Below are 25813 nucleotides of genomic sequence, written 5' to 3'. Positions count from 1 at the left end.
TCTTGGAGGCTGGGTGCTGGCAGAATGGGCATGCACTGGCTTGGCGCGGAATGCGCCGACGACGAGGAGGCGGATTCCGTGACGAATGCACCCGGTGAACTTTGGGCGAACTGGCCGCGAACCGCACGGGCGAACCCCTCGAGCATCGTTGCTCCGCGGGTCGCCGCGGACGTGCAGCAGATCGTCGCGGACGCCTACGCGAGTGGCAGGCATGTTCGACCGGTCGGCGCGAGCCACACCTCGAACGCCCTCGCGGCAGCGCCTGATGTCCTGCTCGACGCGCGCGGGCTGCGCGGCCTGAACTGGATCGACCTCGACAGCCGCGAGGCCGCATTCGGCGCGGGCACCACGATCGCCGAGGCGGGGGCACTCCTCGAGTCCTACGGCTGGCAACTCGAGAACATCCCGAACAACCCGGCCGTCACGCTCGGCGGCGCCGTCGCCACGGGCAGCCACGGCACGGGGGCGCGCTTCGCGAGCCTCTCATCCCAGCTCGTCTCGGCCACGCTCGTGTCGGGCACGGGCGAGCTGGTCACGGTCAGCGCCCACCAGGATCTCGAGCTGTGGCCGTCGGTCAAGCTCAGCCTCGGCGCGCTCGGCGTCTTCACGGAGCTCGTGTTCCGCATCGTCCCCGGCTACCGCATCCGCACCTCCGCCGAGGAGATGCGCATGAGCGCGCTCGTCGACGAGTTCGAGGTCCTCGCCTCTGGGGCCGACCACTTCTCCGCGAGCTGGCGGCCGCACACCGACGAGGTGTTCGTCACGCAAGGGTTCCGCGAGTCAGGTGAGATCGCGGACGAGCCGACGCCGTCGCGACGTTCGGCGTCGTTCGGTGCGCTTGGCGAAGTGCTCGCGATCGGACTCTCGAAGTCGCTGCCACTGCTGACTCCCGCCGTGAACAGGCTCGCGAACCGCGTGCATCCGGTGGGTGAGTCGACGCTCGGCCCAATGCGGGCGCTCGCGGAGCCCGCCCCGGTGCGGTTCGCTTCGCTCGAGTACTCGTTCCCCATCGCCGAGACGCCTGAGGTGCTTCGCGCGCTTGACGAGACCATCGAGCGCGCCCACCTGAACCTCCCATACGCCGTGCGCATCTCGACGACTGCCGCCGACGACGCGTGCCTGTCGAATGCCTACCGCCGGGCCGTCGGCAATATCGCCGTCCGAGTCCCGTCGACGCTCGACGCCCGACCAATCTTCAGTGCCGCCGAGGACCTGTTCCTCCGCCTTGGTGGTCTGCCGCACTGGGGGAGCTTCCACACGGTGCGGGCCGAGGAGTTCAAGCACGTCATCACGCGCTTCGGTGACTTCCACACGGCGCGGGAACGCCTCGACCCTGCAGGCGTGTTCGACAACGCCCACCTCACGAGAGTCCTCGGGGCGCACTAGCGGCCCACGCGGCCCTGCGGGGCGTGCTCAGGGCGCTCAGAGCGGTTCGTCGGCTCGAGGGTCGTTCAACTGACGCCAGGGCCTGTCGCGCCACCTGAACGCTCCGGCCCGGTGCAGGATCCAGGCGGCGAGCAGGGCTCCCACGGCTCCGGATGCCCCGCCCACGAGCAGGGCTGCTCGCGGCCCGAACAGCTCGACGATCCAGCCCACCACGGGCGCGCCGATCGGAGTTCCGCCGAGGAAGATCGCCATGTACAGCGAGAGCACTCGTCCTCGCATGGATGGCTCGACGCTGCCCTGCACGAGCGCGTTCGCGGTCGTGATGGCGCTCAGCGAGGTGAAGCCGATCGGGATGAGCGCCAGCGCGAAGAGCCAGAAGGTCGGCGCGAGCGCCGCCGCGAGGCAGCTGAGCGCGAAGAACCCGCTCGAGGAGAGCAGCACACGGAACCGGGCGCGTTCCCGTTTCGCGGCGAGCAGCGCACCGCCGAGCGAGCCGATGGCCAGGATCGAGGAGAGCAGCCCGAAGCTGTCGGCGCCGCCCTGGAACTCCATGGTCGTCATCGTCGCGGTGTAGATAGGGAAGTTGAGGCCGAAGGTGCCGAGGAGGAACACCAGCACGAGCACGGCGACGATGTCGGGGCGGTTCGCGACGTAGCGGATGCCCTCCCGGATCTGGCCGCGGCCTCGCTTCGACGGGGGAGACGGCAGCAGCTCCGATGTGCGCATGGCCAGGAGCGCGGCGATCGTGGCGACGTAGGTGAGCGCGTTGACGAGGATCACGGGGCCTGCGCCGATGAACACGGTGAGGACTCCGGCGACCGCTGGGCCGATCATCCTGGCACCATTGAACGAGGCTGAGTTGAGGGCTACGGCATTCGAGAGCAGCTTGAGTCCGACGACCTCGGAGACGAAGGCCTGGCGCGCCGGGGCGTCAAGGGACGCCGCACAGCCGAGCAGCAGGGCGAAGACGTACACGTGCCAGAGCTCGGCGACCCCTGCCGTGACGATGGCGCCGAGCGCGAGCGCGAGCACGGCCATGACGGACTGCGTCCAGATGAGGACCTTCCGCTTCGACACGCGGTCGGCGATGACCCCCGCGTAGGGGGCGAGTAGCAGCTGGGGGCCGAACTGCAGGGCCATGACGACGCCGAGCGCGGTCGCGTCGTTGTCGGTGAGCTCGGTCAGCACGATCCACGCCTGGGCGGTGCGCTGCATCCACGTTCCGACGTTGGATGTCAGCGATCCGGCGAACCAGATGCGGTAGTTCCGTTCACGGAGCGAGCGGAACATCGAACTCACGGCAGCTGCTCCCTGGGGGTGGTCTTGGTCTCGGGGGTGCACAATGTAATGGTTGTGGCCGCAAGTATTTATGTGAAGGTCACAAAATGATCTCACGTACAATGACGCCGGTCGTCGAACCCGAGGAGAGCCGCAATGGCAGACAAGAACCGCGAACACATCCAGAAGCTTCGCGAGGAGGCCAACGCCATCCGCAAGCAGGAGGAAGCGCGCGCCAAGCGCACGCGCGTGCTGACGCAGGTCGGCATCATCGTCGGCGCCGTCGTCGTGCTGGGCGCAATCGTGCTGCTCGCCGTGTTCGGCTCGACCTGGTTCGGCAAGAAGATCGAGATCTCGGCTGAAGGAAACGTCGCCGTCGCACGCCTCGACGGCTCGACTGTCGAGCAGCCCATCGAGGTGGTCGACAACTCGGCGATCGTCGTCGGCGCTGCGGATGCTCCGGTCAAGATCGACTACTACTTCGACTACTCGTGCCCCCACTGCGTGGACTACCACGAGCAGACCGGGGCCGTGTACAACGACCTCGTCGCAGCTGGCGAGATCCAGGTCACCTACCACGCGATCAACATCGTCGCGCCCTACGGCGCCGAGGCCGCAGCGGCCATCGCCTCGACCGTGGCCTACGAGCCCTCCGCCTTCTTCGCGGTGCACGACGGGCTCTTCGGAATCCCCGCACAGACGCAGACCAGCTGGGGCCCCGCGGACTACTCCTCGGCGCTCAGCCAGCTTGGCGTCACGAACCCGGAAGCGCTCGCAGCTGCGACGAACGGCGAGTTCTCGGGCTGGGCGGCCTCGAACACGACCGCCTCGCGTGAGGCTGGCGTCTCCGGCACCCCGAGCATCTTCGTGGACGGCGAGCTGCAGGAGACTCCTCCGGACGTCGAGACGCTGATGGCGCTTTCCGGCGCGAACGCCGGCGAGTAGCGGGCACGCGAGATGGCGAGCTCTCCCGAACTGGCAGAGGCCATCGAGGACGAGCAGGGCGGCGCATCCAAGCTGCCCTGGCTCGTCCGAACGCCCGGGAACGTGGCGTGGGCGCTCGTCGTCTTCGGCGGCGTGGGGCTGCTTGCGAGCTTCTTCCTGACCGTCGAGTACATCCACAAGCTGCAGGAACCGACTGAGGCGCTCATCTGCGACCTGAACGTCTTCGTCACGTGCGGACCTGCCATGCAGTCATCCGCCGGGGCGATCCTCGGCTTCCCGAACATCATCATCGGGCTCGTCACCTTCGCGGTCACGGTCGCGATCGGCGCGGGCATCCTCGCCGGCGCGAGCTACCGCCGCTGGTTCTGGGTCGCGTTCCAGGTCGGGCTCGTGGGTGCCGCAGCGCTCGTCAGCTACCTCCAGTGGTACAGCGCCTTCGAGCTCGCCCGCCTGTGCCTCTGGTGCATGATCATCTGGGCCGCGACGATTCCCCTCGTCTCGACCGGCACCATCTTCAATCTGGCGCACGGGCACCTCGGTGCTGGCGCCAAGCGCGTGGGGGAGAAGCTCGCCCCGTTCCTGCTGACGATCATCATCGTCTGGTATCTCGTGGTCGCCGCCGTGATCTTCACGGGGCTGCTGCCCTACCTCGCCTTCTAGGCGCGCAGCGCGCACGCAAGAACCCCGGTCCGAACTTCGGACCGGGGTTCTTTGCTGTGCGGCTCAGCTGGAGGGTCGGTGACGACTCAGCCGGTGAAGTCTCAGGCGATCTTCCGCTCTGCGGACATGGATGCCCGAGCGGCGATGTCGGCGGGGCGAGGGGTGACCGTCTCGACGAGGTCTTCGAGCGACTCCTCTGGCTTCAGAAACGTCTCGATGGCCCGCTGGCGTTCCTGCTCGCTCACGGGGGTCAGCCGGGCCGGAGCGGCATCGCCGGCTTCGAGCGCGGCAACCGTTCCGAGCGTGTTCTGGATGCGTCGGACGAGGTCGGCGACCATGATCTCGGAGAACATGGCGTCGTCGCCTGGCTCGCGGTCCGGGCGCCACTCGAGCCGGTAGCGGCCCTCTGCCCCGAACATGTCGTCGAGGAGGAGCGTGAGCTCCTCGCGTGCCTCATCGCTCATGATGGCGCTCGGCTCGAGCAGGCGCGGAGGCTCCAGCTCGCTGCCGGGACGCTCGAGCCCCGAGAAGTTCGGGTGCCCGCCGAGCGGCATGGCCGGACGTGCGGACGGCGCCGAGACTGCAGGGATCGGCGCAGGAATCGCGCTCATCGGCTGCTGGGGAAGAACGGGGGGAGTAGGGGCTCCCTGCTGGGGGGTGGACTGTGTCGAGTCTGTCGTCGACATGGCGTCACCCTCGGGGTGTCGCCGCTTGCGGAACCAACCGAACACGGAGTCCCCTTTCTGCACCGGGAATATGGGCTCTTCTTCCGGGTACAGGTCATCTGGGCCCGGAATGAGACGGCACTAGTCTCGCGGCCTTCGTGCGGCGAGTCGAGAGACACGCCGCACGCTGCCGGGATTGTTAGTCGAGCTCGAGCTTGCGCTGGTTGGCATCGTCCATGACGGCGCTGATAGCAAGGGCCGTCGAGATGCCCCAGGCGAGCCAGACGAGCACCGCGCGCCAGCGCTTGGTCTCCATCGAGGTCTGTCGGAAGACGCCGACGATGCCGAAGATCGAGGACAGGATCGCTCCGTTGGTGAGGAATTTGCGCATGGCTTCCGCTCCCTGCTTGTGCCGGGGGTCGCGTCGTTGTGATCGCGCCGACGTACTGGTGGACGTGGTCAGGTTAGCGGTGCCGTCTGTCTGCTTCTTGGAGAGTGCCGTGAAGCGCCATGCCGCGCCTCCTGACCGATCGGTTGAAGTCTGACCGTTCGGTCAATAGACTCTGCGGGTGACCGAGATTCCCCCAGCCGAGAAGGCCCAGGCCGAAGCGCCCCACGCGGGGCCGCGCAAGCACCCGACCGACCTCCTCAAGCAAGCCGCACTCGTCGAGTTCGCCGCGCACGGCTACGAAGGGGCCTCACTGCAGGAGATCGCGAGCAAGGCCGGGTACACGAAGGCCAATCTCCTCTACCACTTCGGCTCGAAGCAGGGGCTCTTCGAGCAGGCGGTGCTCGAAGCCCTCGGCGCGTTCGAGGAGCTCGTCGACTCGCTGCAGCACCTCGACATCGGCACGGAAGACGAGCGCCTCGTCGGCCCCTTCGTCGACTTCCTGCTGCAGCACCGTCTCGCCGTGCACATGTTCGTGAACCACCGCAGCACCGGGGCCGGCGAGTTCATCGCCACCCGAGTCGACCCCATCATCGAGCGGCTCGTCGTCGCCCTCTCGGACGACGACCCGGACCGCGCGCTGCGCATCGCCATCGGCCTCGCGGGAGTCGCCTACTGCCTCGCCAACGAGAACATCCCAGGCGAGGCCAACAAGCCGGAGCCGACACGCGACGAACTCGTCGCCGCGCTCACCTTCATCTCGGCCACGCGCCGGTAGTCGACCGACGACAGTCAGGCAAAGAACCCATGGCCCTCCTCCTCTTCCGAATCGCCCGCGGCTCCTACCGCCACCCGTGGCGCGTCCTGTCCGCCTGGATCCTGCTGCTCGCCGTGCTGCTCGGCGTGGGCGTCGCCGCCGGGGGTGCGCTGAAGGAGTCGTTCGCGATTCCCGGCACCCAGTCGCAGGCGGCGCTCGACCGACTCGGCGAGGTGTTTCCCGAGGCTGCAGGCGCGAGCGCGAGCATCGTCGTCGTCACACCAGCCGGAGACTCCGTCGAGGACGAGCCGTACCGGGGCGCCATCGACGATGCGGCAGACCGGCTCGGCGAGCTCGACGGGGTCAGCCAGGCAGTGTCGCCGTTCTCCGAGTTCGCGACCGACGCGATCTCCGACGATGCCGAAGCCGGCATCATCCGCGTGCAGTTCGACGGCACCAGCGAGGACATCAGCGAGGCGACGATCGACGACGTCACCGAGATCGGCACCTCGCTCGAGGGGGCCGGCCTGCAGATCGGCTTCGACGGTCAGATCTTCCAGAACCTCGAGTACGGTCTCACCCCGACCGAAGTCATCGGCGTGGTGTTCGCAGCCATCGTGCTGTTCGTGGCCTTCGGGTCGGTGCTCGCCGCAGGTCTCCCGCTCGCATCCGCGATCGTCGGAGTCGGCGTGACGATGGGCGGGATCCTCTTCGCCGCGAAGTTCGTGGTCGTCTCGAGCGCCACCCCGCTGCTCGCCGTCATGATCGGCCTCGCCGTCGGCATCGACTACGCGCTCTTCGTCGTCTCCCGCCACCGTACGCAGCTTGCCACCGGCATGGACCCGGAGGAGTCCACGGCAACGGCCGTCGGCACCGCGGGCAACGCCGTCGTCTTCGCGGGCGTGACCGTCATGATCGCCCTGCTCGGCCTGGTGATCGTCGGCATCCCCTTCCTGAGCGTCATGGGCGTCGCCGCTGCCGCCGCAGTGTTCGCGGCCATGGCCGCAGTCATCACCCTCGTGCCAGCCCTCCTCGGATTCGCGGGCGAGCGGATGCGGCCCAAGGCCGGGTCGCGCGCCTTCCGCCGCGAGACCGGGGCGAACGCCAAGCCCACGATGGGCAGAAGGTGGGTGCGGCTCGTCATGCGGGCGCCCCTCGCCTTCGCGCTCGCGGTCGTCGCCATCCTCGGCACGCTCGCCATCCCCGCCCTCGACCTCAAGCTCGCGCTGCCCTCCGGAGCCTCCGAGCCGGAGGACAGCGTCGCGCACATCGGCTACGACCTCGTCTCCGAGCACTTCGGGCCGGGAGCCAACGGGCCGCTCATCGTGATGGTCGACATCACGCAGGGCGACAACGACACGCTGCTCGACGACCTGCAGCTCATCGCCGACCGCGTAGCGCAGGTCGACGGCATCGATACCGTCGGCGACCCGCTGCCGAACCTCACCGTCGACTCCGCGATCATCCAGGTCGTCCCCTCGACCGGACCGGACGACGACGAGACGCTGCGGGTCGTCGGCGAGATCCGCGACCTCGGCGACGAGCTCGAAGCCGAGACCGGCATGAAGACCTCGGTGACCGGTGCGACCGCCATCGCGCTCGACATCTCCGATCGCCTCAACCAGGCGCTCCTGCCGTTCGCTGCCGTCGTCGTCGGGCTCAGCTTCTTCCTGCTCATGATGGTGTTCCGGTCGATCCTCGTTCCCCTGAAGGCGGCGCTGAGCTTCCTGCTGAGCGTCTTCGCCGCCTTCGGGGTGGTCGTCGCGATCTTCCAGTGGGGGTGGTTCGCCGACGCCCTGCACGTCGTGCCAGGACCCATCATCAGCTTCATGCCCATCCTGCTCATGGCCATCATCTTCGGGCTGGCCATGGACTACGAGGTCTTCCTCGTCTCCGGGATGCGCGAGGCGTACGTTCGCGGCGGAAACGCCAAGGAGGCCGTCGAGACCGGCTTCGCGAACGGCGCGCGCGTCGTCACGGCTGCCGCGCTCATCATGTTCTTCGTGTTCGCCGCCTTCGTGCCAGAGGGAGCCGGCGTCATCAAAGCCATCGCCCTCGGCCTCGCGGCCGGGATCTTCTTCGACGCGTTCCTCGTGCGCATGACGCTCGTTCCCGCCATCATGGCGATGCTCGGCAAGCGGGCGTGGGCCCTGCCCGCCTGGCTCGAGCGCATCCTCCCCGACCTCGATGTGGAGGGCGAGCACCTTCGGCACTACCGCCAGAACGCGGAATGGATGCGGGACCAGCCAGATGGCATCGCCATGGAAGCGCTCATCGCCGGTTCCGACTCGGCGGCGACACGACCCGTGACGGGTGGCATCGAGCGCGGCGGCGTGCTGCTCGTCGAAGGGCAGCTCGCCGAACGGCGGCTGCTCGCCGCGACGCTCGCAGGCCGCATCGCCCCCGTGAGCGGGCACGCCCACGCCCACGGGCACCTCACTCCGGGAGACGAGAGCGCGCTCATGCAGCGAGTCGCCGTCGTCGACGCGTCGACGCTCGACGCCAGATCCGCGGAGCTCACCGTCGGGGCGCTCCTCGAGGAACGCCTCCGCCTCGGACGCGGCGCCGCCGGGGGAGCTGTGCCCTCGGCGCTCATCGAGCAGGGAGTGTCCGAGATCTCGGCCGCCACGGCGCGCCTGCGCGACGGCTCCCCGCGCGTCAGCGCCGAGACGAGCCTCGGCGAGCTGCGGCCAGCATCCAGAGGCGTCGCGCTCGCCCGCATCGCGCTCGCCGAAGGGCCGGAAGTGCTTGTCCTCGACCTCGGGCCCGGAGCCGAACCAGACGTCACGACGCGCCTGGCCGCCGCTGTGCTCGCCGAAGCGAGCTCGCTCGCCGCGCCGAACACGACGATCGTGCTCGGGCTCCCCAGCGGACTCGACCCCGCCGCCATTCTCGGAGAGGTCCGCCGCCCCGCCGGGCGCATCCGCCTCGATGCCCAGCCGAGCGCATCCACCGGCACCCCAGCATCCACCCAAGCAGCAACCAGCACGCACAAGGGAGCACTCGCATGAGCGCCGCCGTCCTCCACGCCGTCACGGCCGACCGCGGGGCCCTGCGCCAGAGGCGCCTGCGCAACCTGCTCGTCGCCATTCTCGTGCCGCTCGTCGTCGCGGGTGCCTACTTCGCCGGCCTCGCCGGCGCGGAGGCACGCACCTCGGCGATCCCCGCGATGATCGTCAACAACGACCAGCTGCAGACCCAGACGGCGCCAGACGGCACGGAGACGACCGTCATCGCCGGGCGCCTCGTCGTCAGCGCCCTCACCGATCCCGACACCGCGACGGGCTTCGACTGGCAGCTCGCCAACGCCGACACCGCCAAGGCCGCGCTGGAAGACGGCTCGGCGTACGTCGTGGTCACCATCCCGGAGGACTTCTCCGCGCGCATCACGGGCATCGCCGACGAGGGCGCGCAACCCGCAACGATCGACGTGACCACCGACGAGTCGCACGACTACCTCTCTCCGGCCATCGCCAACGGACTCGCAGACGCCCTCACCGCCCAGTTCGGCACGCAGGTGACGGAGATGGTCGCCGTGCAGCTCTTCGACGGCATCGGCCAGACGGCAACCTCGCTGCGCGACGCGGCAGACGGCGCCTCGCAGCTCGCCGACGGCGGCACGCAGCTCGGCTCCGGGCTCGCCCAGTTCGCCGACGGGCAGGACGAGCTCTCGGCCGGACTCGTGCAGAGCGCGGACGGTGCAGGCGAGCTCTCCACCGGCGTCACCACCTACGTGTCAGGAGTCGGCGAGCTCTCGAGCGGCATCACCCAGTACACGGCGGGCGTCGACCAACTCTCAGCGGGCGTCACGCAGTACACGAGCGGCGCCGACCAGCTCGCGGCCGGCATCGGCCAGCTCGCCGTGCAGACGCCAGGGCTCCGCGAAGGCGGCCAGCAGCTGCAGGATGCCGGCACTCAGCTCGAGGGGTACTCGACCGCCGTCACGCAAGGCACTGCGACCTATCAGGAGCAGATCAGGCCAGCGCTCGTCGCCCTGAACGACTCCACAGACGGTCTCGTCGCCTGGTGCGCCGCGCTCGCCGACCCGACCCTCAAATCCGAATGCGAGACGCAGCTGAAGGACCTCGTCGGCACGACCGGTGGCGTCGACGGCCTCGTCGAGACCCTCGACAGTGCGACGGGCGAGCTCACCGCCGTGACCGAGGGCGCATCCGAGCTGCCCACCCTCGGCGCCGGCCTCGTCCAGCTCGCCGACGGCATCGACCAGCTCAACACCGGGGCCACGCAGCTCTCCGCCAGCTCCAGCAGCCTCACCACGGGAGCCTCCGACCTCGCGACGGCAGGCGACGAACTCGAAAGCGGCGCGTCCCAGCTCGTGACCGGCGGCACCCAGCTCGAGACGGGTGCCAGCGCCCTCGCCACCGGGCTCGGGCAGCTCCGCGACGGACAGCAGCTGCTCGTCGACGGCGTCGCGCCCATCCAGGACGGCGTCGGAGAGCTCACCTCAGGGGCAAGCCAGCTCTCGACGGGCCTGAGCGACGGCGCCGCGCAGGCCGAGAACGCCGTCGGCGACCCCGACGCGCTCGCCGAAGTGGTTGCCAACCCCGTGCAGGCGAACCAGACCATGCAGCACGAAGTGAGCTTCGGCGAGATCCTCACCACCCTCATCCTGCCGCTCGCCCTCTGGCTCACGGCCCTCGCGACCACCCTCATGCGGCGCCTCGTGCCGACCGAGGCCTACGCCTCCATGGCCTCGAACGGGCGCATCCTGCTCGACGCGACCAGGCGCATGCTCCTGCCGCTCGGCGCGGTGCTCTTCGCCGTCATGGTCATCGCCCACGGCTTCGTGGGGGTTCCCGTCACGGCCGCGTTCGCGACGCTCGGACTTGGGGCGCTCTGCGCGCTCGCCCTCATCGGGGTGCACCTGCTCTTCACGACGCTCTGGGGCAGGCGTGCCGCAGCCGTGGCATCCATGGGCCTGCTGAGCATCCAGGTGCTCGCCATGCGAGGACTCGTGCCGCTCGAGCTGAAATCACCCTTCGTCGAGATGCTGTCGGGGCTGCTCCCCGGCACCCACCTCGCCGCTGGGCTGCAGCTCGCCTACTCGGGAGGCACCGCATCCGGAGTCGTCATGGCCGCTCTCGGCATGCTCATCATCGCTGCCGTCGCCTTCGGGGCCGCCAGCCTGGTCATCGGCCGCCGACGACGCTCGAAGCCGTCGCTTGTCGCTGGGCTCACGGCGGGCCGACGCGAGCCCGTCGCCGCGTAGCCGCGGCCCGGGATTTCGTCGACATCCCGGGTCCCACAGCCACCCCAGGCCCGTCCGTCTGTCTCGGGATGGAGAAGTCACTTCGTTGCGGGAAACTTCCCGCAACGAAGTGACGTTGCCAGCCCGAGTCGGGGTGTGGATGGAAGGACCCGCGGATCCGGGAGCCTGGGCCGGGTCCAAGCCCAGGTATCTAGGGCCGAGGACAGAGCGGTGACGGGTCCGGGTTGGGATTCGGGACCCCGGAGGCACGGTTTCGTGCGGCGGCCGGTGGCAACGTGGGCACCCGTCACCTATCTCGGGATGGAGAAGTCACTTCGTTGCGGGAAACTTCCCGCAACGAAGTGACATTGCCAGCCCGAGTCGGGAGCCAGGGGTGGACCTGCGAGGGGAGGGCCAGCCAGGGGAGGGCCAGCCGGGGAAGGGCCAGCCGGGGGAGGACCGAGCCGGCGAGTCAGACGGTGTCGGAGACGGGGCGGCCGAGCTGCAGGTGCTCGTGCGCGAACGCGACCGTCTCGCGCAGCATGCGCAGGCGGTCTGGCTCGTTCTTCGCCTTGCGCGTGTTCACCTCGGCGACCACGTGGCCGGACCAGCCGATGGACGCGAGGTACTGGAGAGTCTCGGCCACAGGCTGCCCGCCCTCGCCGGGCGCGAGGTGCTCGTCGAAGAGCTTGTCGTTCGCCTCGGGCGCCTGCCCATCGCAGAGGTGGATGTGCCGCAGCCGGTCGCCGGCCGCCTTCGCCATCTGCAGGGAGTCGCGGCCGGAGAGCGCGGCGTGCGAGAAGTCGAGCGTGATGGCGTCGCAGTCCATGTCTACGGGGTCGATGCCCGGCTTGTATGCCTGCAGTGCTCGGCCGGACACCTTCCACGGGAACATGTTCTCGACGGCGATCTCGGTGCCGGTGTCTTCGTTGATCTCGCGGACGATGCCGAGGAAGTTCTCCGCGTATCCCGACTGCCACCGGAACGGCGGGTGGACGACAACCGTTGAGGCGCCGATGTCGCGGGCCAGCTCGGCAGAGCGCTGGAGCTTCGTGCGCTGGTCGCGGCCCCACACGAACTGCGTGAAGAGCAGCACCGGCGCGTGCACGGCCAGCACCGGGAGCTGATACTTGTCGATGAGCCGCTTCAGCGCATCCACGCTTCGTGACGTCTGGTCGGTCGAGATCATGATCTCCATACCGTCGAAGCCCGCGTCGCGAGCTATCTGGAACGAGGTCTCGACAGACTTCGGGAACGTGCAGGAGGTGCTCATGCCGACGGTGATCATTTTCCGGAGATTACTCCTCCCGTCTGTCCGAAAGGTGACGGAGCCCGGCCCGGCTCAGGAGAGCCGGTACTCGAGTTCTGGTCGACCGGGCGTGCCGTACCTGGGGGTGCGTTCGGCGGCGGCCGTGTCGACGAGGTGCTCCAGGTAGCGGCGTGCCGTGACCCGGGAGAGGGCGAGTTGCTCGGAGAGCTCCTTGGCCGAGATGCCGCTGCCGGCGTCGAGCCCGCGGAGGGCCGCGATGACGCCCGTGAGGGTCTCGCTGGTCAGCCCCTTGGGGAGGCTCGACTGGGGTGAGGCGTGTCGGAGGGCTGCGAGGGTCTGGTCGACCTCGTCCTGGCTCGAGACGACGTGGTCGAAGAGGCCAGCACGGTATTCGCGGAGCGCCTCGAGCTTCTCCGCGAAGGTCTGGAAGGTGAAGGGCTTCAGCAGGTAGTGGGCGATGCCGAGCGACACCGCCTGCTTGACGGTCGCGGCCTCGCGGACGGCGGTGACCGCGATGATGTCGACGTCATGCCCCTCGGCCCGAAGCTTGCGGGCGACGTCGATGCCGGTCGCATCCGGCATGTTGATGTCGAGCAGGACCACGTCGATGCGAGCCGCCTCGCCGTGGCCCGACGCTCGGACGGCGAGGATCGCGGCGGACGCCGTGCCGACGACGCCGACCGTCGTGAAGCCGGCGAGCCGGTCGACGTAGGAGGCGTGCGCTCGCGCGGTCATGGGCTCGTCGTCGACGACGAGCACATGCAGGTCGCGCGGCGAGTGTTCGTCAGCGATCATCCGATGCTCCTCCACTGCGTGAGGGGGTGCCTCGCGTGCCCGCTGGCGCGTGGATGCGCGGCACGCCGTGCCCGGTCTCGGTCACTGCGTCGTCTCCTCGGACGTCGGGCTGCCCGCGCAGTGGCAGGCAGACCGTGAACGCGGACCCGTCGACGTCGATGCTTCCCCCGGACCTGCGCACGGCCTGGCGGACGAGCGCGAGCCCGACGCCTCGGCCCTTGCCGGGTTTGCCCGAGACACCGAAGTCGAAGATGCGGCTGAGGAAGTCCGGGTCTGGTCCCTCTCCGCTGTCGCTCACCTCGATGAGCACCTCCCCGTCGAGCTCCTCGACGAGCACCCGCACGGCAGGGGAGGGCGTCGTCCGGGCCGCCTCGAGCGCGTTGTCGACGAGGTTGCCGACGATCGTGATGAGGTCGCGAGCGGAGGCGCTCGCGGGGACCCGCTCCGGCAGGTGCAGCTCGAAGCGCACGTCCATCTCGTCGGCCTGCGCTGACTTGCCGAGGAGCAGGGCGACGAGCACCGGGTCCTCGACGGCGCGCACGAGGCGGTCGGCCAGCTCCTGGCTGACTCCGAGGGTCGAGCTGGCGAGACGCATGGCCTCCTCAGGCTGCCCGAGCTCGATGAGGGCGATGATGGTGTGGAGTCGATTCGCGAACTCGTGCGCCTGCGAGCGGAGCGCCGCGGCGAGGGTCTGGGAGGTCTCGAGCTCGCCGCTCAGCTCCTCGATGCGGGAATGGTCGCGCAGCGTGACGACGGTGCCCGCGAATCGGGGAGCGTCGTGGCCGGGGCCGCGCGTCACGACCGCCTCGCAGTTCACGACGAGCACGTGGCGTTGCGTGACCACGATCTCGTCGACGACGGCCTCGCCGCGCAGCATGACCTCGCGGAGGATCTCGGGAGCGTCCAGGTCGCGCACCGGGACCGGCGCGGCTTGCTCGTCGAAGGGCGGCAGGCCGAGGTACTCGGCGGCCTTCACGTTCGTGAGCGCGATCCGGCCCTTCGTGTCGATGAGGACGAGGCCCTCGTCGATGGAGCGCAGCACCCCCTCGTAGTAGGCGAACATCCGCGCGAGGTCCTCCGGGCCGCGATTGTCGGTCACGCGGCGAAGGTAGCGGCTGAGCGCCCAGGCGCCAGCGCCGCCGATGAGCAGCGCGCCGAGCGCAGACCAGAGGATGAGCGCGATGCGGGATCCGGTCGCGACGTGCGCGTTCGACACGGTGACGCCCGCGGAGACGAGGGCGACGACCTCGCCGTCGTCCCAGATGGGGGCGACGGCCCGCACGGAGGGTCCGAGGGTGCCCGTGTAGGTCTCAGTGAAGGTGGAGCCGCCGAGCGCAGAGTCGATGTTGCCCTGGAACGGACGGCCGATCTCCTCCGGGTTGCGGTGCGTGATGCGCACCCCGTCCGTGCCCATGATCGTGATGAAGTCGACGCCGGTGGAGTCGGAGATGGAGATCGCGTACGGCTGCAGGCTGCTGCTCGGGGCGGCCGTCTCGAGCTGCTCCACGACGAACGGGTCGTGGGCGATGGTCTCGGCCACGGCGAGGCTGCGCAGCGCGGCGTCGTCTTCGGCTTCGCGTCTGGCATCCGCCCACACGATCGCCACGCCGATGCCGGTGAGCACGAGGATGGCGAGGAACTGCAGCGCGAAGAGGCGCGTCGCGACGCTCCAGCTTGCGAATCGCATGGCGCTCCTCCTCACGGTCGTCGCATCTCCCGGCGCTGCACTGCACCGTCGGCGATGAGAACAGTATGAACGCAAGTCGCGGCGGCCATGTGGGGGAGCGGATGCTCGATCCATCGTTCCCGACGCAGCTCGCGTCGGATCTCAAAGGAGAGAAGACAGCAATGGCGCTCACATCTCAGGACCAGAAGGCTCCGCGCAAGCGCGGCATCGACAAGACGCACTGGCTCTACATCGCCGTCATCATCGCGGTGCTCGCTGGCATCACGGTCGGACTTGTCCTCCCGGAGTTCGGGAAGGCGCTCAAGCCCGTCGGGGAGGCGTTCGTCGCCCTCATCAAGATGATGATCGCCCCGATCATCTTCTGCACGATCGTGCTCGGCGTCGGCTCCATCGCGAAGGCCGCGACGGTCGGCAAGGTGGGTGGGCTCGCGCTCCTCTACTTCATCACGATGTCGACCTTCGCCCTCGGCATCGGCATGGTCGTCGGCAACTTCATCCACCCGGGTGAGGGCCTCAACATCGCCAGCGCGTCCTACGAGGCGGATGCGGCGAAGAGCGAGGGAACGGCCGACTTCCTCCTCGGCATCATCCCGACGTCGCTGTTCTCATCGCTGACGGACGGCAGCATCCTGCAGGTGCTGTTCGTGGCGCTGCTGCTCGGCTTCGGCCTGCAGAAGATGGGCACGAAGGCGGCGCCCATCATCGACGCGATCGCGCAGATCCAGGCGCTCGTCTTCCGCGTGCTCGGCATGATCATGTGGGTCGCTCCGGTCGGCGCGTTCGGCGCCATCGCCGCGGTCGTGGGGGCGACGGGCATCGACGCGGTCATCGCGCTCGGCACGCTCATGATCGCCTTCTACATCACGTGCGCGCTGTTCATCGTCGTGGTGCTCGGCTCGCTGCTGTGGCTCGTGGCCCGCGTCAACATCTTCAAGCTCATGAAGTTCCTCGGCCGCGAGTACCTCCTCATCGTGTCGACGTCGTCGAGCGAGGTCGCGCTGCCCCGCCTCATCGCGAAGATGGAGCACGTGGGCGTCTCGAAGTCGGTCGCCGGCATCACGATCCCGACCGGCTACTCCTTCAACCTGGACGGCACGGCCATCTACCTGACGATGGCGTCGCTGTTCATCGCCAGCGCGATGGGCACGCCGCTCTCGATCGGCGAGCAGGTGTCGCTGCTGGTCTTCATGATGATCGCCTCGAAGGGTGCCGCCGGTGTGACCGGTGCTGGCCTCGCTACGCTCGCCGGTGGTCTGCAGGCTCATCGCCCCGACCTGGTGGATGGAGTCGGCGTGATCGTCGGCATCGACCGCTTCATGTCTGAGGCGCGTGCCCTCACGAACTTCACGGGCAACGCCGTCGCGACGGTGCTCGTCGGAACGTGGACGAAGGAGATCGACAAGCAGCGCGTCGACCTCGTGCTCAGCGGAGGCGCCCCCTTCGACGAGGCGACCATGAACGAGGACGTGCACGGCTCGACCGACCACTCGCGTGACGCGAAGAGCGCGCAGGTCATCGAGCAGGAGCGCGCGACCGCGTAGGCCGCTCTGCGCGGTCGGCCTGCGCACGCAGACCAGTGGGGTGTGCATCCGTTTCGCGAGAACCGGATGCGCACCCCACAGCTCTGCTTACAGCCAGTCGCGCCTCTTGAACACGATGTAGAGCACGACCGAGGAGCCGATGACGAGGGTGATGGACGCGATGAGGCCCTCGACCTGGTCGTGGCCGGGGAAGTCGACGTTCATGCCGAAGAAGCCCGTGATGGCCGTCGGGACGGCGATGATCGCCGCCCAGCCCGTGACCTTCTTCATGATCTCGTTCATCTTGTTGCCCTGCAGGGCGATGCTCGTCTCGATGGCCGTCGAGATGTGGTCGGCGAGCGTCTCCGACCAGTCGGCGGCAAGGCCAGCGTGGTCTCCGACGTCGGCGAAGTAGGGGTGCAGCTCCGGCGCCACCTTCTCCTCTCCCTGGTGGATGAGCAGGGTGATCACCTCCTTGAGGGGGAGTGTCGCGTGACGCAGCTTCGAGACGCTGCGGCGCAGGGTGAACGCGCGCCGCTGCACCTCGCTGGTGTCGGGCCGTTCGCTGAAGAGGCCGTCACTGAGCGCCTCGATGACCTCGTCGAGCCGCTCGACCGAGTCGGTATGGCTGTCGACCACGATGTCGAGCAGTGCCCACACGAGCCACGGGACCCCGTAGGTGGAGAGCTCCTCGTTGTCGTCGAGCCGCTTCGCGACCGCGTCGATGGGGAAGCGCTCCTCGTGCACGGTGACGAGGATGCCGGGCAGGATGAATGCCGTCAGTCGCGAGATCTCGACGGTGCCCTCCTCGTCGCACTCCGACGCCGAGAGCGTCAGTAGGAGGTGCGAATCGAATCGGGCGAGCCGAGGCCTCTCGAGGTGGGACCGCGCATCCTCGACCGCGAGCTGGTGCAGGTCGAGGAGCGTCGCCAGCTCGTCGAGGGCACCCTCTTCGTCGAGCGTCAGGTCGACCCAGACGGTGCAGTTCGCGGATGCTCGGTGCTCGGCGAGGGCCGTCAGCGAATGCTCACCCTCGACTCGCTTTCCTTCGCGGTAGAGCCTCTTCGTCTGCATGCGGCTCATCGTACGACCGCGGCTGGCGTCAGCTGTGCGGGTGCTGTGCGGCGCTCGCGGGAGGCTTGCCGTAGCTGAGTCTGCGGATGGCCCACTCGGCCGGTCCCGGCTTGCCAGCCCGCTCGAGCAGGACGGCGCCGAGGAGCGTCACGAGCCACGCGCCGGTCCCGATGAGGAACGCGCCACCGGTGCCGACCGTGCCTCCCAGGCCCAGCGACCAGGCGGGCATGAGCAGCAGGAAGATGACGGACTGCGCCAGGTAGCCGGACATGGAGCGGCGCCCGAGAGCGGTCAGTGCCCCGACGATGGGGCCGGGCGATGTCCCTGCCTGCTGGCTGCGGGCGACGATGAGCGCGAAGAGCGCCGCGTAGCCGGCCCCGGCCAGGATGCCGGTGGCCGAGTGAAGCGACCCGGCCAGGAACCAGACCGGGCCAGGCTCGAAGCCGAACGCAAGCCCCAGGGCGAACGGGATCCCGCCGATGACGGCCGCCGCGACGCCGGCCATCGCGATGAGACGCACGGTGCGAGCGTGCTCCCACGGGCGCTCGAGGAGCTGGTGCCTCGCCATGATGAGGCCGAGCATCATGGGTGGGAGGACCCCAAGCACCGTGAGCGGCGCGAACGCCAGGAACGGCAGGAACTCGCCCACCCGCGCGGCCTGCGCGTCCAGGAATGTCTCGCTCAGGACCGACGGCATCTGGACGATAGCCCCCGTCTCCATCTCGCTGAGCCCGGACGCGGCAGCGCCGTCGCCGCTGCCGAACGCGATGGCAAGCGGGGCCGTGATGCCGAAGACGAGCCAGAGCACCCAGCTCGGTGAGCGCATCAGCAGAATGAGGACGAAGCCTGCGAGGGCGTACGTGTGCATGATGTCGCCCATGAAGAGGAGGAGCCCGTGGAGGGCGCCGAACACGAACAGCCACGTGTTGCGCTTCGCGAGGAGTCCGCGCACCACGGGCCACGGCGTGCCCCTGCGCTCCTCGCGGGTCACGAGCTGATGTATGCCGTACGCGAACAGCAGAGAGAAGAGGGGGAAGCTGCGGTTGTCGATGAAGAGCGCACCGAGGACATCGGCGATGCGGTCGCCGACGCCAGGGTCCAGCGGGCGGAACAGAATGCCCTGTTCCCTGCCGTACAGGTACACGGTGAGGTTCGCGATCGCGATGAAGAGGAGGGCGAAACCTCGAGCCGCATCCGGCGCGAGAGCCCGCGCCTGAGTCGCCGTGGGCTGGAGTCCTGGCGCTGAGAGCTGCATGGTCACACGCTACCGAGAACGGCATTCGGCACACACGCAGTCAACTGCCAGGTAAAATAAATCTGTCCACACCGCTGCATGAGCTCCAGGAGGCCGAATGATCGCGTTCCTGGCTATCTTCCTCGGCGCGAGCATCCTCATTCCGGTGCTCCACAGGTGGCTTCGGAACGTGACGTTCCTCGTCGCCGCCGCCGTCCCCGCCGTCGCCTTCGTCTGGACCGCGCTGCTCGGTCCGCGCATCCTGAGCGGCGAGGTGCTCGTCGAGAGCATCCCCTGGATCCCGCAGATCGACATCGCCATCGCCATGCGGATGGACGTGCTCGCCTGGGTCATGACGCTCATCGTCACTGGCATCGGCTCGCTGGTGCTCGTCTACTGCGGACGCTACTTCAAGCCGGACGAGCCCGACATCGGCCGCTTCGCCGCAGTGCTGCTCGCCTTCGCCGGCGTGATGTTCGGCCTCGTGCTCGCCGACGACATCTACCTCCTCTTCATCTTCTGGGAAGCGACGAGCGTGCTCTCGTTCCTGCTCATCGGGCACTACTCGTCGAAGCGCGCGAGCCGCGGTGCCGCCATGCAGGCGCTGCTCGTCACGACGCTCGGTGGCCTCGCCATGCTCGTCGGCCTCGTCATGCTGCACGCCTCGACCGGCACGTCGCTGCTGTCCGGGATCATCGCGAACCCGCCCGAGTTCGACGGCTTCACCATCACGGCCATCATGCTCGTGCTCGCGGGTGCCGTCACGAAGTCGGCCCTCGCGCCGTTCCACTTCTGGCTCCCCGCCGCCATGGCCGCGCCCACCCCGGTGAGCGCGTACCTGCACGCCGCGGCGATGGTGAAGGCCGGTATCTACCTCATCGCACGACTCGCACCCGGCTATGCGGAGATGCCCGGTTGGCGCGAGGTGCTCGTCACGATCGGCATCGCGACGATGCTCATCGGCGGGTGGCGTTCGCTACGCCAGCACGACCTCAAGCTGATCCTCGCCTACGGCACCGTCAGCCAACTCGGCTTCATGACCATCGTCGTCGCCTTCGGCACGCGGGACGCGGCGCTCGCGGGCCTCGCCATGGTCATCGCCCACGCGTGCTTCAAGGCCGCGCTGTTCCTCATCGTCGGCATGATCGACCACCGCACGGGAACCCGTGACATCCGCAAGCTCTCCGGCCTCGCGAAGGCCGCGCCCGTGCTGTTCTGGATGACGGCGCTGGCGATCGCCGCCATGGCCGGCGTCCCCCCGATGTTCACGTTCGTCGCCAAGGAGGCCATCCTCACGGCGCTCCTCGAGGCGGGCGAAGCAGGCAACATGTGGGGCTGGGTCGCGCTTGTCGGCGTCATCATCGGCACCGTGTTCACGGTCGCCTATTCGGCCCGCTTCCTCTACGGCGCCTTCGCGTCGAAGCCCGAGGTCGAGCGCGTCCGCTACGTGCCAGAGCACCTCGACTTCATGTTCTCTCCGCTCATCCTCGTCGCGGCCTCGCTCGGCCTCGGCTTCGCCTCCGGCCTCGTCGACCCCGTGCTCGCGATGTACGCGGACACGCTGCCGGAGATGCCCGGCGCCAAGCCGTACTACCTGGCCCTGTGGCACGGATTCGAACCCGCGCTGTTCATCACGATCGGCACCTTCATCCTCGGTGGCCTGCTCTTCCTCTGGCGGGCGCCGGTCGCCCGCGCCCAGGCGAAGGTGCCACCGCTCATCGAGTCGTCGCGCGGCTACTGGACCACGATGCGCGTCGTCGACGTTATCGCTGCCCGCACCACCGCGACCACCCAGCGCGGCTCGCTGCCCTTCTACCTCGCGTCGATCTTCATCATGTTCGTCGTCGCCTCCGTCTTCACGCTCGTCACGATGGACACCCCGGTGCCCGCGTTCGAGACCGAGATCCGCTGGCAGGAGATCGCGATCATCCTGATCATGATCCTCGCCGCGTTCTTCGTGACGAGCTCGGAGAAGCGCTTCCAGGGCGTCATCCTCGTGGGCGTCACCGGCTACGGCATGGCGGGGCTCTTCGCGCTCTCCGGCGCCCCGGACCTCGCGATCACGCAGGCGCTCATCGAGACCATCACGCTCGTCGTGTTCGTGCTCGTGCTGCGCCGTCTCCCGGCACGCCACGGCAAGGCGCTCAAGAACCCGCCGTCGTGGCTGCGCTGGCTCATCGGCGGCTCCGTCGGAACCGTCATGGCCATCGTCGCCTGGATCGCGCTCGCCTCCCGCCAGGCATCCCCCGACTCGCTGTTCTTCCCCGAGTTCGCGTTCAAGGGCGGGCACGGCTCGAACATCGTCAACGTCACACTGGTCGACATCCGCGGCTGGGACACGATGGGGGAGCTCTCCGTCCTCATCGCCGCCGCCACCGGCGTCGCGAGCCTCGTCTACCTCAACAACCGTGGCCGCTCCCGCGTGGACGCCGCCCGCGGCCCGCGCTTCCTGCGCGCCTCCCGCCCCGTCACCGAGCCCATCGACCTCGCGGCAGTGAGCGCCGCTGGTCAGAAGCTCGGCAAGGCAGACAAGCTGCAGGGGGAGCGCCGCAAGGTCTGGCTCATCGCCGGGAAGTCGCTCGCCCCGAACAACCGCTCGATCATCCTCGAGGTCGTCGTGCGGCTCGTGTTCCACGCGCTGCTCATCGCATCCCTCTTCCTCCTCTTCACCGGCCACAACACCCCGGGTGGCGGATTCGCGGGCGGTGCCGTCGCGAGCCTCGCGCTCGCCGCGCGCTACCTTGCCGGCGGCAGGGCCGAGCTCGATGAGGCCGTGAAGGTGGATGCGGGTCGACTGCTCGGCATCGGATTCCTGCTCGCGACGCTCACGGCGCTCGTGCCGATCTTCTTCGGCCAGGCGCCCTTCACCTCCTCGTGGATCGACCAGGACATCCCCGGCATCGGCCAGTTCGTCTTCGTCACGTCCACCGTCTTCGACATCGGCGTCTACCTCATCGTCATCGCGCTGGTCATCGACATCCTGCGCTCCCTCGGTTCGGAGATCGACCTGCAGATCGAACAGGATGCGTCCCCCGACTCCGACTCGGCTGCCGAGCACGACGGCCTCCAGGGCGAGACCCCGGAGGGTGGCGAGACGGGTTACAACACGGGGGCGCTCGCCCGAGTCAACGAAGAGGTCGAAGCAGTTCAGTCAGACATCGAACCCGTCGAATCCGAGGAGGTGACCCGCTCATGACCCTGTCCCTCGTACTCCTCGTCGGCATGGCCGCGCTCTACACGTGCGGCGTCTACCTGCTCCTCGAGCGCAGCCTCACGCGCATGCTCCTCGGGATCCTGCTCGTCGGCAACGCCACGAACATCCTGCTGTTCTTCATGTCGGGCAGCTTCGGCCTCGCCCCCATCTACGACCCGGACGTCGCGCCGGAGGACTACTCCGACCCGATCCCGCAGGCGTTCATCCTCACGGCCATCGTCATCACCTTCGGCGTGACGGCCTTCATGCTCGCCCTCATCTACCGCTCGTGGCGCCTGGCGCAGGCCGACACCGTGAGCGACGACGAAGAGGACATCGCGATGCGCACGGCCGACCTGTCTCAGGACGACGAGGAGTTCGACGAGGACGACTCCGGCGACACGGAGTTCGGGGAGTACGCGGAAGCGGCGGTCTCGACCGCCCGCATCAACATGGGCGAGGGGCCGAAACCCGGCTCGGGCAAGGACAGCTTCGCCGAGGCATCGCTCAAGGCCACCGAGCCGAGCAACCGGCACGAGGAGCTCGAGGAGTTCCGAGCCGGTGAGCAGGATGCGGAAGCCGAGCAGGGCTCGCAGCCTGACGGAGCTCGCGAGGTCGGACTCGACTCGGGTGCCGACGACCACACCGATCCGCACGACGACGCAGGGAAGGGGGACCGCTCATGACCTGGCTCGTTCCCCTCATCGTGCTCGTGCCGCTCATCGGAGCGGCCCTCACGCTGACCGCGGCTCGCGCGGCACGCCTGCAGATCTTCCTTGCCCAGGCGACGCTCGTGCTCGCACTCGTCGTGAGCATCGGCCTGCTCGTGGCCGTCAACACCTCGGGTGAGGCGCTCGTCGTGCAGGGCGGCGGCTGGCTCGCCCCCTTCGGCATCTCGCTGGTCGTCGACCAGCTGTCGGCGATGCTCGTGCTCGTCACGAGCATCGTGCTGCTCGCCGTCATGGCGTTCTCCATCGGACAGGGCGCAGCGGACGGCGACGACGAGACACCCGTCTCGATCTTCTACCCCACCTACCTCGTGCTGGCGGCTGGCGTCTACAACGCGTTCATCGCCGGCGACCTCTTCAACATGTTCGTGGGCTTCGAGATCCTCCTCGTGTCGAGCTTCGTGCTCATCACGCTCGGCGGGACGACGGAGCGCATCAAGGCGGGCGTGACGTACATCGTCGTCAGCCTCGTGTCCTCGTTCATCTTCCTCGGCTCGATCGCGCTCATCTACGGCGCGGTCGGCACCGTGAACTTCGCGGAGATCGCCGTGCGCATGGCCGAGCTGCCGCAGGACGTCCAGCTCATGCTGCACATGCCGCTCCTCATCGCGTTCGCCATCAAGGCGGCGCTGTTCCCGCTGTCCTTCTGGCTGCCGGACTCGTACCCGTCGGCGCCAGCACCGGTGACGGCCGTGTTCGCGGGCCTGCTCACCAAGGTGGGCGTGTACGCCATCCTGCGCACCGAGACGCTGCTGTTCTGGGACAACGACATCTCGGTGCTGCTCATGGTCATAGCGCTGCTGACGATGGTCGTCGGCATCCTCGGCGCCGTGGCGCAGGCCGGCATCCGACGAATGCTGTCGTTCACGCTCGTCAGCCACATCGGCTACATGATCTTCGGCGTGGCGCTCGGCACGGAGCTCGGTGACGCCGCGACGGTGTTCTACATCGTCCACCACATCATCGTGCAGACGGCGCTGTTCCTCGTCACGGGTCTCATCGAGCGCATCGCGGGCTCGTCCTCGCTCACGCACCTGGGCGGGATGCTCAAGCGCGCGCCGTTCGTGGCCGTGCTGTTCTTCATCCCGATGCTCAACCTCGGCGGCATCCCGCCGTTCTCTGGCTTCATCGGCAAGGTCGGCCTCTTCACAGCTGGCGCGGCGGAGGGCAGCGTGCTCAGCTACGTGCTCATCGGCGCGGGTGCCGTGACGAGCCTCCTGACGCTCTACGCCCTCATCCGCGTCTGGAACCTCGGCTTCTGGCGCACGCAGGAGCAGGTCGTCGACTTCTCGTCGCCCATGACGGAGCGCATCTCCGACACCCCCGAGTCCGCCGTCGTGACCGAGACGAAGTCCTCGTCGCGGCTCATGACGATCGCGACGACCACCATGGTCGCCGTGAGCGTCGCCATCACGGTCTTCGCCGGCCCCATCTACGAATGGTCCGAGACCGCCGCGTTCGACCTGGTACCCGCCGAGTACATCAGCTCGGTCTCCAACGGGGAGGTGCTCAAGCCATGAAGGTGAAAGACGTCAGCGCCCGCAAGCCGAGGCGCCACGCCATCCTCGTGCAGCTGCCGCTGCTGCTCGCGCTCGTCGCGTTCTGGCTGGTGCTGTGGGGGCACGTCGACGTCATCAGCGTCGTCACCGGGATCATCTTCTCGGTCATCATCGTCGAGGTCTTCTACCTGCCGGCGGTCGACCTCTCGGGTCGCATCAACCTGTGGTGGACGCTCGTCTTCTTCGTGAAGTTCCTCTACCGCCTGGTGAGCGCATCCCTCATCGTCGCGTGGCTGGCGTTCCGGCCCGCGAAGCCGCCACTCGGCTCCGTGGTCTCGGTGCAGCTGCGCACACGCAGCGACTTCGTGCTCACCCTCACGGCCGAGGTGAACATGCTCATCCCCGGCTCCATGGTCGTCGAGGTCGACCGGATGCACTCCGTGCTGTACCTGCACGTGCTCGATGCCTCCACCGACGAGGCCGTCGAGTCCGTCAAGGCGCTCGCGCTCGACGTCGAGGAGGGCCTCGCGCTCGCCCTGGGCACACGCGACGACCTCTGGCGAGTCAACCGAGACCGGGTGCGCCGCGGCCTCGGCCCCATCGGCCAGTCGCCAGCGCAGAAGAAGCACGAGGGCATCCGCGACAAGCAGTTCGCGCACGACATGCCCGTCTTCATCGAGGGCGCGGCGGGCAGTCGCTCAACGGCTCCGGAGGGGAACAAGTGATGGTCGTCGACGTGCTCGTCTGGATCTTCGGCACGATGTTCGCGGTCGCCGCGCTGCTCGCGGTGATCCGCATCATCCGCGGCCCCTCCATCATCGACCGCATGGTCGCGTCCGACGCGCTCCTCACGATCCTCATCTGCGTGCTCGTCGCCGACATGATCATCCGCGGCCACACGGACACCCTCCCGCTGGTCCTCGCGCTCGCGATGACCGCATTCATCGCCTCGGTCGCAGTGGCCAGGCACGTCACCAGGCAGGAGGCGAACGCCAGTGAGCGCTTCTGACACGCTTCTCGCATCCGGGGGGCTCCTCACCGAGGGCCCGCTCGGGGTCCTCGACGTCATCTCCCTCATCTGCCTCGGCCTCGGCGCGCTGCTGTCGCTCGCTGCGGGCGTCGGCCTCATGCGCTTCTCCGACGTGCTCATGCGCATGCACGCGCAGACGAAGCCGCAGATCGCCGGGCTCATGTTCCTGCTCATCGGCCTCGCCGTCCAGCAGACGCACCTGCCGACGATCCTGTTCCTCATCCCGATCATGTTCTTCCAGATGCTGACGACTCCGGCAGGTGCGACGATGCTCGCGCGAGCCGGCTACCGCAGCAGGCAGTTCGACAACGTGCCCCTGTATGCCGATGAGCTCGCGGCCGCCGTCGAGAGCGCGCAGCGCCGCACGGACGACGAACTGACTCGGGCGCACGCCGTCCGGACCGGCCAGCCGGAACGCGAGCCGGCACCCGAGCACGAGGGCCTTGGGCACGGCGAGAAGTAGCCCGCCGCAACGGCACTGCCCGGCCGTCGCCG

At 68.6% G+C, this 25813-nt stretch carries 21 protein-coding genes; 13 read left to right on the top strand and 8 right to left on the bottom strand.

What is annotated here, in order from left to right; all coding sequences use genetic code 11:
• The first annotated feature begins 78 nt into the window (after positions 1 to 78).
• Positions 79 to 1386: a D-arabinono-1,4-lactone oxidase gene (locus ITJ67_RS17605; protein ID WP_194678505.1), complete on the top strand. Its 1308-nt coding sequence runs from the start codon at positions 79 to 81 to the stop codon at positions 1384 to 1386.
• A gap of 36 nt (positions 1387 to 1422) precedes the next feature.
• On the opposite strand, the gene ITJ67_RS17600 is transcribed toward ITJ67_RS17605, so the two are convergent.
• Complete coding sequence (locus ITJ67_RS17600) at positions 1423 to 2676, bottom strand: MFS transporter (protein WP_228503262.1); 1254 nt, start codon at positions 2674 to 2676, stop codon at positions 1423 to 1425.
• A 144-nt stretch (positions 2677 to 2820) separates the two neighbouring features.
• Between ITJ67_RS17600 and ITJ67_RS17595 the strand changes: the two genes are divergently transcribed.
• Both ITJ67_RS17595 and ITJ67_RS17590 read left to right on the top strand, forming a co-directional pair.
• Positions 2821 to 3609: a DsbA family protein gene (locus ITJ67_RS17595; protein WP_160071488.1), complete on the top strand. Its 789-nt coding sequence runs from the start codon at positions 2821 to 2823 to the stop codon at positions 3607 to 3609.
• Positions 3610 to 3621: 12 nt separating this feature from the next.
• A complete protein-coding gene (locus ITJ67_RS17590) occupies positions 3622 to 4269 on the top strand; it encodes a vitamin K epoxide reductase family protein (RefSeq protein WP_160071489.1) in 648 nt (215 codons plus the stop codon).
• A 101-nt stretch (positions 4270 to 4370) separates the two neighbouring features.
• Here ITJ67_RS17590 and ITJ67_RS17585 read toward each other — a convergent pair whose 3' ends face one another.
• Positions 4371 to 4880, bottom strand: coding sequence for a hypothetical protein (locus tag ITJ67_RS17585; RefSeq protein ID WP_160071490.1), 510 nt, complete (start codon positions 4878 to 4880; stop codon positions 4371 to 4373).
• A 253-nt stretch (positions 4881 to 5133) separates the two neighbouring features.
• The gene (locus ITJ67_RS17580) at positions 5134 to 5325 is read right to left on the bottom strand and encodes a hypothetical protein (RefSeq protein ID WP_104240410.1); all 192 of its coding nucleotides are present in this window, start codon (positions 5323 to 5325) and stop codon (positions 5134 to 5136) included.
• 178 nt (positions 5326 to 5503) lie between these two features.
• Between ITJ67_RS17580 and ITJ67_RS17575 the strand changes: the two genes are divergently transcribed.
• The 3 genes from ITJ67_RS17575 to ITJ67_RS17565 are packed head-to-tail and all read left to right on the top strand — an operon-like array spanning position 5504 to position 11309.
• Positions 5504 to 6100: a TetR/AcrR family transcriptional regulator gene (locus ITJ67_RS17575; protein ID WP_194678504.1), complete on the top strand. Its 597-nt coding sequence runs from the start codon at positions 5504 to 5506 to the stop codon at positions 6098 to 6100.
• A gap of 29 nt (positions 6101 to 6129) precedes the next feature.
• Positions 6130 to 9090, top strand: coding sequence for an MMPL family transporter (locus ITJ67_RS17570; RefSeq protein WP_194678503.1), 2961 nt, complete (start codon positions 6130 to 6132; stop codon positions 9088 to 9090).
• Positions 9087 to 11309, top strand: coding sequence for a YhgE/Pip domain-containing protein (locus tag ITJ67_RS17565; protein ID WP_194678502.1), 2223 nt, complete (start codon positions 9087 to 9089; stop codon positions 11307 to 11309). The genes ITJ67_RS17570 and ITJ67_RS17565 overlap by 4 nt, the downstream gene beginning before the upstream one ends.
• 451 nt (positions 11310 to 11760) lie before the next feature.
• On the opposite strand, the gene ITJ67_RS17560 is transcribed toward ITJ67_RS17565, so the two are convergent.
• The 3 genes from ITJ67_RS17560 to ITJ67_RS17550 are packed head-to-tail and all read right to left on the bottom strand — an operon-like array spanning position 11761 to position 15040.
• Positions 11761 to 12576 (bottom strand): sugar phosphate isomerase/epimerase family protein, encoded by an 816-nt coding sequence (locus ITJ67_RS17560; RefSeq protein WP_104240414.1) that lies wholly within the window; start codon positions 12574 to 12576, stop codon positions 11761 to 11763.
• 54 nt (positions 12577 to 12630) lie between these two features.
• Positions 12631 to 13353, bottom strand: a complete 723-nt coding sequence (locus ITJ67_RS17555) for a response regulator (RefSeq protein ID WP_194678501.1) — start codon at positions 13351 to 13353, stop codon at positions 12631 to 12633.
• Entirely contained in the window at positions 13343 to 15040 is a 1698-nt protein-coding gene (locus ITJ67_RS17550) for an ATP-binding protein (protein WP_194678500.1), read from the bottom strand. Before ITJ67_RS17550 ends, ITJ67_RS17555 begins: the two co-directional genes overlap by 11 nt.
• 161 nt (positions 15041 to 15201) lie before the next feature.
• Here ITJ67_RS17550 and ITJ67_RS17545 point away from each other — a divergent pair, with 161 nt between their 5' ends.
• On the top strand, positions 15202 to 16581 hold the full coding sequence (locus tag ITJ67_RS17545) for a cation:dicarboxylate symporter family transporter (RefSeq protein ID WP_194678499.1): 1380 nt from the start codon (positions 15202 to 15204) through the stop codon (positions 16579 to 16581).
• Between the two features lie 87 nt (positions 16582 to 16668).
• On the opposite strand, the gene ITJ67_RS17540 is transcribed toward ITJ67_RS17545, so the two are convergent.
• Together ITJ67_RS17540 and ITJ67_RS17535 are read right to left on the bottom strand one after the other, a co-directional pair.
• Entirely contained in the window at positions 16669 to 17634 is a 966-nt protein-coding gene (locus ITJ67_RS17540; RefSeq protein ID WP_160071497.1) for a magnesium transporter CorA family protein, read from the bottom strand.
• A gap of 28 nt (positions 17635 to 17662) precedes the next feature.
• Positions 17663 to 18889, bottom strand: coding sequence for a DUF418 domain-containing protein (locus tag ITJ67_RS17535; protein WP_194678498.1), 1227 nt, complete (start codon positions 18887 to 18889; stop codon positions 17663 to 17665).
• A 97-nt stretch (positions 18890 to 18986) separates the two neighbouring features.
• Here ITJ67_RS17535 and ITJ67_RS17530 point away from each other — a divergent pair, with 97 nt between their 5' ends.
• Genes ITJ67_RS17530 through mnhG form a run of 6 tightly spaced genes read left to right on the top strand, consistent with a single transcriptional unit; the run spans position 18987 to position 25781 of the window.
• Positions 18987 to 22064 (top strand): Na+/H+ antiporter subunit A, encoded by a 3078-nt coding sequence (locus ITJ67_RS17530; RefSeq protein ID WP_160071499.1) that lies wholly within the window; start codon positions 18987 to 18989, stop codon positions 22062 to 22064.
• Positions 22061 to 22747, top strand: a complete 687-nt coding sequence (locus ITJ67_RS20055) for a Na(+)/H(+) antiporter subunit C (protein ID WP_160071500.1) — start codon at positions 22061 to 22063, stop codon at positions 22745 to 22747. Before ITJ67_RS17530 ends, ITJ67_RS20055 begins: the two co-directional genes overlap by 4 nt.
• On the top strand, positions 22744 to 24309 hold the full coding sequence (locus tag ITJ67_RS17520) for a Na+/H+ antiporter subunit D (RefSeq protein WP_104240422.1): 1566 nt from the start codon (positions 22744 to 22746) through the stop codon (positions 24307 to 24309). Before ITJ67_RS20055 ends, ITJ67_RS17520 begins: the two co-directional genes overlap by 4 nt.
• The gene (locus tag ITJ67_RS17515) at positions 24306 to 25013 is read left to right on the top strand and encodes a Na+/H+ antiporter subunit E (protein ID WP_160071501.1); all 708 of its coding nucleotides are present in this window, start codon (positions 24306 to 24308) and stop codon (positions 25011 to 25013) included. Before ITJ67_RS17520 ends, ITJ67_RS17515 begins: the two co-directional genes overlap by 4 nt.
• A complete protein-coding gene (locus tag ITJ67_RS17510) occupies positions 25013 to 25297 on the top strand; it encodes a monovalent cation/H+ antiporter complex subunit F (RefSeq protein WP_104240424.1) in 285 nt (94 codons plus the stop codon). Before ITJ67_RS17515 ends, ITJ67_RS17510 begins: the two co-directional genes overlap by 1 nt.
• The gene (mnhG, locus tag ITJ67_RS17505; RefSeq protein ID WP_160071502.1) at positions 25284 to 25781 is read left to right on the top strand and encodes a monovalent cation/H(+) antiporter subunit G; all 498 of its coding nucleotides are present in this window, start codon (positions 25284 to 25286) and stop codon (positions 25779 to 25781) included. The genes ITJ67_RS17510 and mnhG overlap by 14 nt, the downstream gene beginning before the upstream one ends.
• Positions 25782 to 25813: the final 32 nt, after the last annotated feature.

Origin of the sequence: Pseudoclavibacter sp. VKM Ac-2867, from assembly GCF_015351275.1 — a bacterium.
GTDB lineage: Bacteria > Actinomycetota > Actinomycetes > Actinomycetales > Microbacteriaceae > Pseudoclavibacter.
Note: the sequence above shows the minus strand (reverse complement) of the source record. Positions and strands in the feature narration are given on the sequence as shown.